Consider the following 12,823-nt stretch of genomic DNA (forward strand, 5'->3'; position numbering starts at 1 on the left):
CTCCCTAGTCGCGAATCTCGCTGTCGTCGTACACGATCCGGCCGATCAGCTCATACCGCCGCTTGTCGTTGAACTTGAAGTACAACGCCATGGCCGCGCCGAGGGCGAACAGTCCGACCACGATCCATGGTGTCAGCTTGAACAGCAACGTGCCCGACGCGGCGCCGGCCGCGGACTCTTTGTGCTCCCACAGCAGATACACCACGTACAGCATGCCGATGCCGCCGAGCAGCGGCGCCAGGAACGTCTTGAACCAGTGCGCGCTGGACGGGTGGTTCTTGTGGAAGTGGAAGTACGCGATGACCGAGAACGCGCACAGCGACTGCACGATCAGGATCGCCATGGTGCCGAGGATCGCCAGCAGTGTGTACATGTGGATGTAGGGATCCATTCCCGCGGCGAAGAACGCAAGGATCAACACCAACGTGATCCCGGTCTGCACGAATGACGCGATGTGCGGCGAGCCGTGCGTCTTGTGGGTGGCGCCCAGCGTGTCCTGCAACCGGGTGGACAGACCCTCACGGCCCAGCGCGTACAGGTAGCGCGACGCGCAGTTGTGGAACGCCATGCCGCAGGCGAACGATCCCGACACCAGCAGGATGTTGAACAGCGTGATCGCCCACTCGCCGTAGGTGGTGCGGACCGGTGCGAAGAAGATCTCCGAGGACGTGTCCGCGCTCTGAGCCAGCTCGACGGCCTGCTTCGGCCCGGTGCCTGCGATCGCCATCCAGGACACGAAGACGTAGAAGAGGCCGACGCCGAGGACGGCGATCATGGTGGCGCGCGGGATGATCCGCTTGGGATCCTTGGACTCCTCGCCGTACATCGCCGTCGACTCGAAGCCCACCCAGGACCAGAACGCGAAGAACAGGCCGAGCCCGGCGCTGGCGCCGGCGATTGCCGCGGGCTGGAACGCGCCGACCGGGTTGAGGATCTCGCCGACCGCGAAGCCGTCGGGGCCGCCACCCTTGACGGCGACGGCGATGGCGCCGAGCGACAGCATGACAATCTCGGTCACCAGAAACACCCCGAGGACCTTGGCCGTCAGGTTCACGTCGAAGTACGTGAGGATGCAGTTCAGCGCCAACATCAAGAGGGCCGGGATGAGCCAGTGGATGTCGAAGCCGAACTGTGACGACAGGAAGTTCTGGAAGAAGAACGCGAAGATGCCGATCAGCGAGGCCTCGAACACCACGTAGGCCATGGTGATGATCCCACCGCTGGCCATCCCCATCACGCGGCCCAGGCCGTGCGAGATGTAACCGTAGAAGGCTCCGGTGGCGGTGATGTGCTTGGCCATGGTCGCGTAGCCGATCGCGAACAGGCCGAGGACTACGGTGGCGACCAGGTATCCGGCCGGCGCGTGTGAACCATTTCCGAACCCGACGGCGATCGGAACGTTGCCGACCATCGCGGTGATCGGTGCCGCGGTGGCCACCGCCATGAAGATGACACCGAAAGTTCCTACGGCGTTTCGCTTGAGTCGCTGGACTGAATCGGTGGGGGCTGTTTGGCGTGGTACGACGTCTTCTGTCATGTACAGATAACCTTCCAGGGGCGAAGGAGTGAACTCAGTTCACCTCGCGTTCGGACGCGATGTGGCCTAGACCACACTGTTGAACCTCAGCCATATTGGCACTACCAAATCGGTTACGCAACCGCTAACTCGGTCCTGTTGACATAAATGGTCCTACCGTTTAACTTTTTGGTCACACCCCCGGCTGACCGCACGACAGGGAGTCCCGTGTACGACTACGGCACGTTCTCGTTCGATTCCAAAGCCCAGGTGCTGGAACGTGCGAAGGAGTTCTGGAACCCGGACAAGACACAGTTCTGGACCGACTCCGGCGTCGATCTGGTGATCGACCGCAGGCAGGACTACTTCCTGTGGGACATGAGCGGCCGGCGCCTGATCGACATGCACCTCAACGGCGGCACCTACAACCTGGGCCACCGCAATCCCGAAGTGATGCAAGCGATCACCGACGGCATGCAGTACTTCGACGTCGGCAACCACCACTTCCCGTCGGTGGCCCGCACCGCTCTGGCGCAGAAGCTCATCGAGTCCGCGCCCGCCTCGCTGAGCAAGGTGGCGTTCGGGTCCGGCGGCGGAGAAGCCATCGACATCGCGCTCAAGAGCGCCCGGCACGCCACCCAGCGGCGCAAGATCGTCTCGATCGTCAAGGCCTACCACGGTCACACCGGGCTGGCCGTCGCCACCGGCGACGACCGGTTCGCCAAGCTGTTCCTGGCCGACCGGCCCGACGAGTTCGTCCAGGTTCCGTTCGGCGACACCGACGCGATGGAGCAGGCGCTCCGTGGCCGCGACGTCGCCGCCGTCATCATGGAGACGATCCCGGCCACGTACGGATTCCCTTTGCCCCCAATCGGTTACCTGGAGGCGGTCAAGGATCTGTGCGTGCGTTACGACGCGCTCTACATCGCCGACGAGGTGCAGACCGGGCTGATGCGCACCGGTGAGATGTGGTGCATCAGCAAGCACGGCATCGAGCCCGACATCATGGTCACCGGCAAGGGACTCTCGGGCGGGATGTACCCGATCACCGCGGCCCTGCTCAGCGACCGGGCGGCGCAGTGGCTGGACCAGGACGGCTTCGGCCACATCTCCACGTTCGGCGGTGCCGAGCTGGGTTGCGTGGCCGCCCTCAAGACCCTGGAGATCAGCAGTCGACCCGAGGTCCGCTCCTCGGTGCACTACATCGCCGACATCTTCGCCAAGGGGCTTTCGCGCATCCAGGCCGACTACCCCGGCTGGTTCGTCGGCATCCGGCAGAACGGCGTGGTGATCGGGCTGGAGTTCGACCACCCCGAGGGTGCCAAGTTCGTGATGCGTGAGCTGTACCAGAACGGGGTGTGGGCGATCTTCTCCACACTGGATCCCCGTGTCCTGCAATTCAAACCGGGCCTGCTGCTCAACCGTGACCTCTGCGAGGACGTGCTCGACCGCGTCGAGGTCGCTGTCGGGCGGGCGAAGCTGGCCGCGACCGGACGGAGGAAGCCGTGACCGGTGAAAGCGCAGTACCCCACGCGGGTCAACTGCTCGAGCGGGCGCGCTTCGCCGCGGCCGCCTACGCCGACTACGACCAGGCGGCGGTGGCGCGGATCGTCGAAGCCGTCGCCGAGGCCGGCTACCGCAACGCCGAACGCTTCGCCGCGGCCGCGGTCGCCGAGACGCAGATGGGCGTGGTCGAGGACAAGGTGGTCAAGAACCGCGCCTGCTCGCGGGGCATCGTCGAGTTCTACCGGGACCAGGACTACGTGACGCCCCGGGTGGACACCGCCCGCAAGATCGTCGAGATCCCGCGCCCCGCGGGGGTGGTGTTGGCGCTGACCCCCACCACCAATCCCGTTGCGACCGTGTACTTCAAGGTGATTCTCGCGCTGATGACGCGCAACGCCGTTGTCGTCGCGCCCCACCCCAGGGCCAGGCAGTGCTCCGCCGAGGCGGCGCGTCTGCTGGCCGAGGCGGCAACTGCCGCGGGGGCCCCGGACGGCATCGTGCAGGTCATCGACGAACCGTCCCTCCCGCTGGTGGAAGCGCTGATGTCGGACGAACGCACCGACGTCATCGTCGCCACCGGCGGCACCGGCGTCGTGCGGGCCGCCTACTCCTCGGGCAACCCGGCGCTCGGTGTCGGCCCCGGCAATGTCCCCGTGTTCGTCGACGCGACCGCCGACGTCGATGCCGCCGCACGGCGCATCGTCGACAGCAAGGCCTTCGACAACTCGGTGCTGTGCACCAACGAGTCGGTGCTGATCGCCGAGGACGCCATCGCCGCCAGGCTCAGCACGGCGCTCACCCGCCACGGCGCCCACATCCTCGACGCGGACGCAGCGATCCGGCTGCGGGAGTACATGTTCCCCGACGGCGCGCTCAACACCGAGGTCGTGGGCCGCGACGCGGCGTGGATCGCCGACCGCATCGGTCTGCGGGTCACCCCCAAGACCCGGGTCCTGATCGCCCCGTTCACCGATGTCATCGGTGAGGAGGTGCTGACCCACGAGAAGTTGTGCCCGGTGCTCGGCATGACCACGGTCGCCGACGCGCAGCGCGGCATCCGTGCCGCCCGCGCCGTCGTGCGCATCGCCGGCGCGGGGCATTCGGCCGCGATCCACAGCGAGGACGCCACCGTCATCACCGACTTCGCCGCACAGGTACCGGTACTGCGGGTCTCGGTGAACGTGGGCAACAGCACCGGGAGCTCGGGGCTGGACACCAACCTGGCCCCGTCGATGACGATCGGCACCGGGTTCGTCGGACGCAGCTCGATCGGTGAGAACCTGCAACCCGAGAACCTGATGAACTGGGCGCGCATCGCCTACAACTCCGATGCCGCCGTGACGATGCCGAACTTCGCCGGACTGTCCCCGTGGCGCTCACCGGCCGGCCCGGTGCCCGCGTATCCGCGCGCGTCCAACGACCCGTCTGCCGCCGCCGCCGCACCGGCCGCGCCCGTCAGCAGGCCCTCCGCTCGCCGCACCGGCGAACCCGGCATCGAGGCACTGCGCGCCGAACTGCGCGCGCTGGTGGCCGAAGAACTCGCCCAACTGATCAAGAGGTGACCCGTGGCTGAACTGCGTTCGTTCATCTTCATCGACCGGCTTCAGCCGCAGACGATGTCGTATCTGGGCACCTGGATCAAGGGGGCGCTGCCGCGGGCCGGTGTCGCCGCGCAGATCATCGAGGTGGCCCCGGGTCTGGACATCGAGGGCGTCACCGACGTCGCGCTCAAGCACGCCGAGGTGCAGGCAGGCGTTCTCGTGGTGGAGCGGCAGTTCGGGTACCTGGAGTTCCACGGTGACACCGCCAACGTCGAAGCCGCCGCCGATGCCGCGCTCGACGAACTGGGCCAGGACGCCGCCTCGGCCACCCCGCCCAAGATCCTGGCCTCGCGCATCATCTCCAGCATCGACCAGCAGCACGCATTCCTGATCAACCGCAACAAGATCGGGTCGATGGTGCTCGCCGGCGAGAGCCTCTACGTGTTGGAAGTGTCGCCCGCCTCCTATGCCATCCTGGCCACCAACGAAGCCGAGAAGGCCGCCGACGTGAAGGTCGTCGACTTCCGGATGATCGGTGCGACCGGGCGGGTCTATCTGTCCGGCAGCGAGTCCGACGTGCGTCAGGCCGCATCCGCGGCCGAGGAGGCCCTCGCCCGGAGCGTGCCGTGAGTGTCGACCGCGACGTGTTGCGGCAGCTCGTCCGCGAGGTGGTCCGCGAGGCCGTCGGCGATCTCGTGACCGCCACCCCGGCGCCGCCACCGGCCGCACCGCCCACCGCGGTGCAGCCGGCCCGCACCCCGGACGGACCCGTCGCCACCGGACCGCTGGCCGCCGACGAGCGCTCGCGCACCGACACCGTACGCATCGCCAACGATCGCGACCTCGATGTCTTCGTGCGAAACCTGCTGCGGCTCTTCGAGAATCCGAAGACGCGCGCGGATCTGCGGCACGGTCGGCTGTCGTTCCGGCTCGCAGGCACCGAGCGTGGCGGCCCCGGCAGCACCAAACGCATCGAGCGTGGCGCGGTCACCGAACGCCAGATCTCCGATATCGCCGCGTCCGGCGCATCCCTGGTCCTGGGCCCCCGCGCTGTTCTGACCCCGTTGGCCCGCGAACGCGCCCGCGCACTGGGCGTGCCGATCCACAAGGAGCGAACATGATCAGTGGCACGGTCGTCGGCCAGGTCTGGTCGACCCGCCGTATCGACGGCATCCCGGCCGGCGCCTTCCTCGAGGTCGAGGTCGACGGCTCCGGCTCCCGGCTGGTCGCGTTCGACGTGCTCGGCAGCGGGGTCGGTGAACACGTGCTCGTCACCCAGGGCTCGGTGGCCGCGAGCTGGTTCACCGGCACCCCACCGCCGGTCGACGCACTGATCATCGGCTCCATCGACCCCACCGGGTAGCCATCCGGCACCCGGCCCGACAACGTCAGATAATCCGACACGAAGGAGAAAAACCATGGCCAGCAATGCGATCGGAATGATCGAGACCAAAGGTTACGTCGCTGCGCTCGCAGCTGCCGACGCGATGGTCAAGGCGGCCAACGTCACCATCACCGACCGCCAGCAGGTGGGCGACGGGCTGGTGGCCGTCATCGTCACCGGTGAGGTCGGGGCCGTCAAGGCAGCCACCGAGGCCGGTGCCGAATCCGCCTCCCAGGTCGGCGAACTCGTCAGCGTGCACGTGATCCCGCGGCCGCACAGCGAACTCGGCGCGCACTTCTCCGTCGCCGCCCAGTAGTCTGCTGAAGATGGCTTTGTCCAACGCTGGCACCAGCGCTGTGTCTTCGGCACCGACGCGGACCGACATCCGCGTCTACCTCCTCGTCGAGGATCTGCAGCAGCAGTTCGCCGCCTATCTCGGCACCCCGACCCGGGCGCGCGGCTACCCGCCGTATGCCGGTGAGCACGCGCTCATTGTGGAGGTGTCCCCGGCGCTGGCCATCGAGCGCGTCATCGACCTCGCGCTGCGGGAGGTACCCGGCATCCAGCCGGGAATCCTGTACGTCGAACGGCAGTTCGGTGTGCTCGAGATCCACTCCGGCAATCTCGCCGACGTGCGGCGCGCCGGCGAGGCCATCCTGAGCGGCACGCAGAGTTCGGCAACCGATCAGCTGCGGCCGCGGGTCCTCTACCACGACGTGATCGAGGACATCACCGATCAGCACGCGGTGATTCTCAACCGCAACCGGCAGGCGTCGATGGTGCTGCCCGGGCAGTCGCTGCTGGTGTACGAGATGACGCCTGCGTTGTTCGCGGCGGTGGCGGCCAACGAAGCCGAGCGGGCGGCACCCGGTCTGACCCTGGTCGACGTGCAGATGATCGGTGCCGCGGGCCGGCTCTACATCAGCGGAAGCACCAAGGACGTGGTGGTGGCACGGGACCGCATCACCGCGGTGTTGGGAGCGATCGAAGGGCGGGACCATTGAGCGGCGATGACGTCAACGACGACAGGGCCGTCGCCGAGAAGGCGCTGGAGGCGTTCGACCTGCCGCAGGGTTCCACGCTGCGGCTGCTCAACCTGTCGGAGAACGCCACCTATGCGGTCGAAGAGCCCGGTTGCGGACACCGGTCGATCCTGCGGGTGCACCGCCAGGATTACCACCGCGTCGACCAGATCGAGTCCGAGCTGCTGTGGCTGGACGCACTGCGCCGGGACAGCGACGTCACCGTGCCCACCGTCCTCCCGGCGCACGACGGGCGCCGGGTGGTCACCGTCGCGCACGACGGAGCCGACCGCCATGTGGTGCATTTCGAGATGGTCCCCGGAGCCGAGCCGGACGAAAACGCGTTGACCAGTACCGATTTCCACACGCTCGGCCGTATCACGGCGGCGTTGCACGATCACGCCCGCAGCTGGGAACGCCCCGCCGCCTTCAGCCGCTTCGCCTGGGACTGGGAGAACAGTCTGGGCGGCAGCCCCCGCTGGGGTCGCTGGCGCGACGCGATCGGCGTCGGCGCACAGGAGGCCGAGGTGCTGGAGCGGGCCCAACGGCTGCTGCACCGCCGGCTCGCCGAATACGGCACGGGGCCCGACACATTCGGCCTCGTCCATGCCGACCTGCGGCTGGCCAACCTCCTCGTCGACGGTGACACCATCACCGTCATCGACTTCGACGACTGCGGGTTCGGCTGGTACTTCTACGATTTCGGCACCGCGGTGTCCTTCTTCGAAGATCACCCGTCGGTCCCGGAGTGGCAGGAGGCCTGGGTCAGCGGCTACCGCACCCGCCGGACACTGGCCGCGTCCGACGAGGACATGCTCGCCTCGTTCATCCTGCTGCGCCGTCTGCTGCTGCTGGCGTGGATGGGAACGCACAGCCATTCCAAGGAATCCCAGGCCATTTCGGTCACCTACGCCGCAGGCAGCTGCAAGCTCGCCGAGCAGTACCTGTCCTCCGACGGCCACCGACTTTTCTGATCCTCGTTCCGAAAGGCTTATCCCCATGTTCAACTCGTTGCAGGGCCGTTCGGCCATCGTCACCGGTGGCAGCAAGGGCATCGGGCGCGGCATCGCCGAGACGTTCGCGCGTGCCGGCGTCAACGTCGTCATCACCGGCCGCACGCAGGCCGACATCGACGGCACCGTCGCCGGGCTGGCCGGCCTTCCCGGCACGGTGACCGGTGTCGCGGCCGACGTCACCAGCCCCGAGGACTGCCGTCGCGTCGTCGCGACCGCGACCGAACGCAACGGCGGCCTGGACATCGTGTGCGCCAACGCCGGGATCTTCCCGTCCGGTCGGCTGCAGGACCTCACCCCCGAGGACATCGAGCAGGTCCTCGGCGTGAACTTCAAAGGCACCGTGTACATCGTGCAGGCCGCGCTTGACGCGCTGACCGCCAGCGGCCACGGCCGGGTGATCATCACCTCGTCGATCACCGGTCCGATCACCGGTTTCCCCGGCTGGTCGCACTACGGCGCGAGCAAGGCCGCGCAGATGGGCTTCCTGCGCACCGCCGCAATCGAACTGGCGCCCAAGAAGATCACCGTCAACGCCGTGCTTCCGGGCAACATCATCACCGAGGGCCTGGTCGAGATGGGCCAGACCTACATGGACCAGATGGCGGCCTCGGTGCCGGCGGGCAAGCTGGGCGAGGTGGCCGACATCGGCAACGCCGCCCTGTTTTTCGCCACCGACGAGGCGTCCTACATCACCGGACAGTCGCTGGTGGTCGACGGCGGACAGATCCTGCCCGAATCGCCGGAGGCGCTCGCCGATCTCTGACAGCACGTAGCCTAGATTTGGTCATACCAATTCAGTAGGCGAGGAGGTCCGGTGCCCACCCAAACCGAGGATCTGCGGCGCCGGATCGTGTCAGACATCAACGCCGGCGTGCCGGGAACCAAGCTGGGCAGCGAGCGCGAGCTCGCCGAGCGCTACCGGACCAGCCGGTCCAGCCTGCGCCAGGTGCTCGCCGCGCTGGAGGAAGCCGGGCTCGTCGACCGGGTGATCGGCCGCGCCGGCGGGATCTTCATCAGCCACGCCCAGGTGCAGCGCAGCCTGACCGACGTCGTCGGGGTTCCGGCGTTTCTGGCCAGCCAGGGATACGTCGCGGGCACCCGGGTGCTGTCGACCAAGATCTGTGCGCCCGACAGCGCCACCCAGCAGGCGCTGAAGATCGGCGCCGACGACTTCGTCATCGAGATCCAGCGGCTGCGGCTCGCGGACGGATCCCCGATTTCGCTGGAACTCGCCCAGTTCCCCGCCGACGCGTTCCCCGGCCTGCTGGAGCAGCAGCTGGGTGGCTCCCTCTACGAGATCCTGGAGAGTCAGTACGGTCTGGTCACCGCCAGGGCCGACGAACGCATCGAGGCGGTCAACGCGACCCCCGAGGAAGCCAACCTGCTCGGCATCAAGGCCAAGTCGGCGCTGCTGCTGATCACCCGCATCACCTACGACCAGCACGACACCCCCTGCGAGTTCTCCCGCGACCTGTTCCGGGGTGACCGCACCCGGCTCGCGGTCACCGCTCAGGGCCGCGGGGTCGGCGTGCAGCCCTCGGTGGCGGCCGCGTCGGTCGCGCTGCAAAGTCCGCCGATCTGAGCGGAACCCCCTCGCGAACGTGCACTCCCCGTAGTGGTTCATGCGCGGCGGCTACCGTGAGTGCACGCTCACGGGCAAGGTGGTACCCGTGACCAACTCCCCCGGCGCAGGTCGGTTCGCGCCGAGCCCGTCGGCGGACCTGCACATCGGCAACCTCCGCACCGCCGTGCTGGCGTGGCTGTTCGCCCGCTCGACCGGCCGCCGGTTCCTGATGCGCGTCGAGGACCTCGACGACCGCACCCACACCGACATCGCCGACCGCCAGCTCGCCGACCTGGCCGCGCTCGGCGTCACGTGGGACGGGCCCGCCATCTGGCAGTCCGAACACCCCGAGCGCTACGACGCCGTCGTCGACACCCTCGACGAACGCGGACTGCTGTTCGAATGCTATTGCACCAGAAGGGATATCGCCCAGGCACCGCGGGCTCCCCACGCTCCCGAGGGCGCCTATCCGGGCACCTGCCGGAACCTGGACAACGCCGACCGCGAACGCCGCAGACGCGAGACCGGGCGGCCACCGGCATTGCGTTTGCGCACCGACACCACGGAGTACACCGTGCACGACGTGCTGCACGGCGACTACACCGGCCTGGTCGACGACTTCGTCGTGCGCCGCGGCGACGGGGTGCCGGCCTACAACCTGGCGGTGGTCGTCGACGACGCCGCGACGGGCGTCGACCAGGTGGTGCGCGGTGACGACCTGTTGTCGTCCTCGCCGCGGCAGGCCTACCTGGCCAGGCTGCTCGGCCATCCCGAACCGGTGTACGCCCACGTGCCGTTGGTCCTCAACGGCGACGGTGCCAGGCTGGCGAAGCGCGACGGTGCGGTGACGCTGGCCGAGATCGGTGTCGCGCAGGCGCTCAGGCAGATCGCCGACTCGCTCGGGTACGAGGCGCACGCGGTCGGGGGCATGCTCGACGAGTTCGATCCGCGACGGTTGCCGCGCGTGCCGTGGGTATACCGGCCCGGGTGAGCAGAACCCTTCAGCTGACGCCTCCGGGTTGCTACGGTCCGGCGATGCGCTATCCCCGTACAGTCCTGCTTGCGGTGCTGGCCGCGATCGCCGTGCTGCTGACGGCGTGCGGCTCGTCCGGTTCAGGGAACCCGGTGGAGTCCAGCGGAGTGCTGCGCGTCGGCACCGAAGGCGTGTACGCCCCGTTCAGCTACCACGACCCGGCCACCGGTCAGCTCACCGGCTACGACGTCGACGTCGCACGCGCCGTCGGCGAGAAACTGGGCGTCAACGTCGAATTCGTGGAGACGCCGTGGGATTCGATCTTCGCCGCGCTGGAGGCCAACCGGTTCGACGTCGTCGCCAACCAGGTGACGATCACCCCGGAGCGGCAGCAGAAGTACGACCTGTCCGAGCCGTACTCGATCGGCGAGGGCGTGATCGTCACCCGCGCCGACGACGACTCGATCACCTCGCTGGCCGACCTGAGAGGCAAGCGGGCCGCGCAGAGCACCACCAGCAACTGGGCCGGCGTCGCGCGCGACGCCGGCGCGCAGATCGAATCGGTGGAAGGGCTCACCCAGGCGATGGCCCTGCTCAGCCAGGGCCGGGTCGACGTGGTGGTCAACGACAGCCTCTCCATCTACGCCTACCTCGCCGAGACGAACGACACCGCGGTCAAGATCGCAGGCGCCACAGGTGAAAAGAGCGAACAGGGCTTCGCCGCGCGCAAGAACAGCGGTCTGCTGCCGGACCTCAACACGGCGCTCGAGGAGCTGAAGGCCGACGGCACACTGGCCGAGATCTCGCAGAAATACCTGAAGACCAACGCCTCCGGTGGTCAGGACGCGCCGCAGACCCAGCCCCGGTCGGCGCTGCGACTCGTGCTCGACAACCTGTGGCCGCTGGCCAGAGCCGCGCTGACGATGACGATCCCGTTGACGATCATCAGCTTCGTCATCGGTCTGGTGATCGCACTCGGGGTCGCGCTGGCCCGGCTGTCGTCCAACGTCGTGTTGACCAACCTCGCCCGCTTCTACATCTCGGTGATCCGTGGTACGCCGCTGCTGGTGCAGCTGTTCATCGTGTTCTTCGCGCTGCCCGAATTCGGCGTCCGGATCGACCCGTTCCCGGCGGCGGTGATCGCGTTCAGCCTCAACGTCGGCGGGTACGCGGCCGAGATCATCCGCTCGGCGATCCAGAGCATCCCGAAGGGGCAGTGGGAAGCGGCCGAGACGATCGGCCTGAACTATGCGGGCACCCTGCGGCGGATCATCCTGCCGCAGGCCACCCGGGTCGCGGTGCCGCCGCTGTCGAACACGCTGATCTCGTTGGTCAAAGACACTTCCCTCGCGTCGACGATCCTGGTGACCGAACTGCTGCGTCAGGCACAGATCATCGCCGCCCCCACATTCGAGTTCTTCGCGCTCTACGGCACCGCCGCCGTCTACTACTGGGTGATCTGCCTGGTGCTGTCGTTCGGCCAGGCCCGGTTCGAACGCCGACTGGAAAGGTACGTGGCCAAATGAGCACACCTGAGACCGAGAACCGGGTGATCGCCGAGGACGTGCGCAAATCCTTCGACGAACTCCAAGTCCTCAAAGGTGTTTCGTTCACGGTGCCGCGCGGGACCGCGACCGCGATCATCGGGCCGTCGGGCTCGGGCAAGACCACGCTGCTGCGTGCGCTCAACGCGCTCGACGTCCCCGACGCCGGCGTGATCCGGGTCGGCGACATCGAAATCGACTTCGGCAAACCCGTCCCCAGGGACCAACTCCGGCGTTACCGCGCCCAGAGCGGCTTCGTGTTCCAGTCACACAACCTGTTCCCGCACAAGACCGTTCTGCAGAACGTCACCGAAGGCCCGCTCGTCGCGCAGAAGCGGCCCCGCGAGCAGGTCGAGGCCGAAGCGGTGGAACTTCTCGACCAGGTGGGCCTGAAGGACAAGCGCGACCAGTACCCGTTCCAGCTCTCCGGCGGTCAGCAGCAGCGCGTCGGCATCGCCCGCGCGCTCGCGCTGAAACCGAAGGTGGTGCTCTTCGACGAACCCACCTCGGCGCTGGATCCCGAACTCGTCGGCGAGGTGCTCGGGGTGATCCGTGACCTTGCCGTCGAGGGCTGGACCCTGGTGGTCGTCACCCACGAGATCCAGTTCGCCCGACAGGTTTCCGACCAGGTGCTGTTCCTGGACCAGGGCGTGATCCTGGAGCGGGGCGCACCCGCGGCGGTGCTCGGCGATCCGAAGGAGGAGCGGACGCGCCAGTTCTTGCAGCGCATCCTCAACCCGCTCTAGGGGCCACCGTG

General features: G+C 67.8%; 14 protein-coding genes. 13 read left to right on the top strand and 1 reads right to left on the bottom strand.

Features of this window, described 5'->3' with window-relative positions; all coding sequences use genetic code 11:
- Positions 1–4 precede the first annotated feature (4 nt).
- Complete coding sequence (locus BN976_RS26640) at positions 5–1,537, bottom strand: APC family permease (RefSeq protein WP_011782681.1); 1,533 nt, start codon at positions 1,535–1,537, stop codon at positions 5–7.
- Positions 1,538–1,744: 207 nt separating this feature from the next.
- On the opposite strand from BN976_RS26640, the gene BN976_RS26645 reads away from it, so the two are divergent.
- From BN976_RS26645 to BN976_RS26710, 13 genes are read left to right on the top strand one after another with little or no spacing between them, the layout of a single operon-like run.
- On the top strand, positions 1,745–3,025 hold the full coding sequence (locus tag BN976_RS26645; protein WP_011782682.1) for a class-III pyridoxal-phosphate-dependent aminotransferase: 1,281 nt from the start codon (positions 1,745–1,747) through the stop codon (positions 3,023–3,025).
- On the top strand, positions 3,022–4,584 hold the full coding sequence (locus tag BN976_RS26650; RefSeq protein ID WP_011782683.1) for an aldehyde dehydrogenase family protein: 1,563 nt from the start codon (positions 3,022–3,024) through the stop codon (positions 4,582–4,584). The genes BN976_RS26645 and BN976_RS26650 overlap by 4 nt, the downstream gene beginning before the upstream one ends.
- Positions 4,585–4,587: 3 nt before the next feature.
- A complete protein-coding gene (locus BN976_RS26655) occupies positions 4,588–5,193 on the top strand; it encodes a BMC domain-containing protein (RefSeq protein WP_011782684.1) in 606 nt (201 codons plus the stop codon).
- The gene (locus BN976_RS26660; RefSeq protein WP_011782685.1) at positions 5,190–5,684 is read left to right on the top strand and encodes a hypothetical protein; all 495 of its coding nucleotides are present in this window, start codon (positions 5,190–5,192) and stop codon (positions 5,682–5,684) included. Before BN976_RS26655 ends, BN976_RS26660 begins: the two co-directional genes overlap by 4 nt.
- The gene (locus BN976_RS26665; RefSeq protein WP_011782686.1) at positions 5,681–5,926 is read left to right on the top strand and encodes a EutN/CcmL family microcompartment protein; all 246 of its coding nucleotides are present in this window, start codon (positions 5,681–5,683) and stop codon (positions 5,924–5,926) included. Before BN976_RS26660 ends, BN976_RS26665 begins: the two co-directional genes overlap by 4 nt.
- 55 nt (positions 5,927–5,981) lie before the next feature.
- On the top strand, positions 5,982–6,263 hold the full coding sequence (locus tag BN976_RS26670; RefSeq protein WP_011782687.1) for a BMC domain-containing protein: 282 nt from the start codon (positions 5,982–5,984) through the stop codon (positions 6,261–6,263).
- Between the two features lie 10 nt (positions 6,264–6,273).
- A complete protein-coding gene (locus BN976_RS26675; RefSeq protein WP_011782688.1) occupies positions 6,274–6,951 on the top strand; it encodes a microcompartment protein in 678 nt (225 codons plus the stop codon).
- Positions 6,948–7,943, top strand: coding sequence for a phosphotransferase enzyme family protein (locus BN976_RS26680; protein WP_036375637.1), 996 nt, complete (start codon positions 6,948–6,950; stop codon positions 7,941–7,943). The genes BN976_RS26675 and BN976_RS26680 overlap by 4 nt, the downstream gene beginning before the upstream one ends.
- Before the next feature lie 25 nt (positions 7,944–7,968).
- The gene (gene fabG / locus BN976_RS26685; protein ID WP_011782690.1) at positions 7,969–8,748 is read left to right on the top strand and encodes a 3-oxoacyl-ACP reductase FabG; all 780 of its coding nucleotides are present in this window, start codon (positions 7,969–7,971) and stop codon (positions 8,746–8,748) included.
- Between the two features lie 51 nt (positions 8,749–8,799).
- Entirely contained in the window at positions 8,800–9,567 is a 768-nt protein-coding gene (locus BN976_RS26690; protein ID WP_011782691.1) for a GntR family transcriptional regulator, read from the top strand.
- A gap of 40 nt (positions 9,568–9,607) precedes the next feature.
- Positions 9,608–10,540, top strand: coding sequence for a tRNA glutamyl-Q(34) synthetase GluQRS (gene gluQRS / locus BN976_RS26695; RefSeq protein WP_011782692.1), 933 nt, complete (start codon positions 9,608–9,610; stop codon positions 10,538–10,540).
- A gap of 44 nt (positions 10,541–10,584) precedes the next feature.
- A complete protein-coding gene (locus BN976_RS32945; protein ID WP_083767305.1) occupies positions 10,585–12,048 on the top strand; it encodes an ABC transporter permease subunit in 1,464 nt (487 codons plus the stop codon).
- Positions 12,045–12,812 carry an amino acid ABC transporter ATP-binding protein gene (locus tag BN976_RS26710; RefSeq protein WP_036375639.1) on the top strand — a complete coding sequence of 256 codons (768 nt, stop codon included), beginning with the start codon at positions 12,045–12,047 and terminating at the stop codon, positions 12,810–12,812. Before BN976_RS32945 ends, BN976_RS26710 begins: the two co-directional genes overlap by 4 nt.
- Positions 12,813–12,823: the final 11 nt, after the last annotated feature.

Source organism: Mycolicibacterium austroafricanum, assembly GCF_000612725.1.
GTDB classification, from domain to species: Bacteria; Actinomycetota; Actinomycetes; order Mycobacteriales; family Mycobacteriaceae; genus Mycobacterium; species Mycobacterium austroafricanum.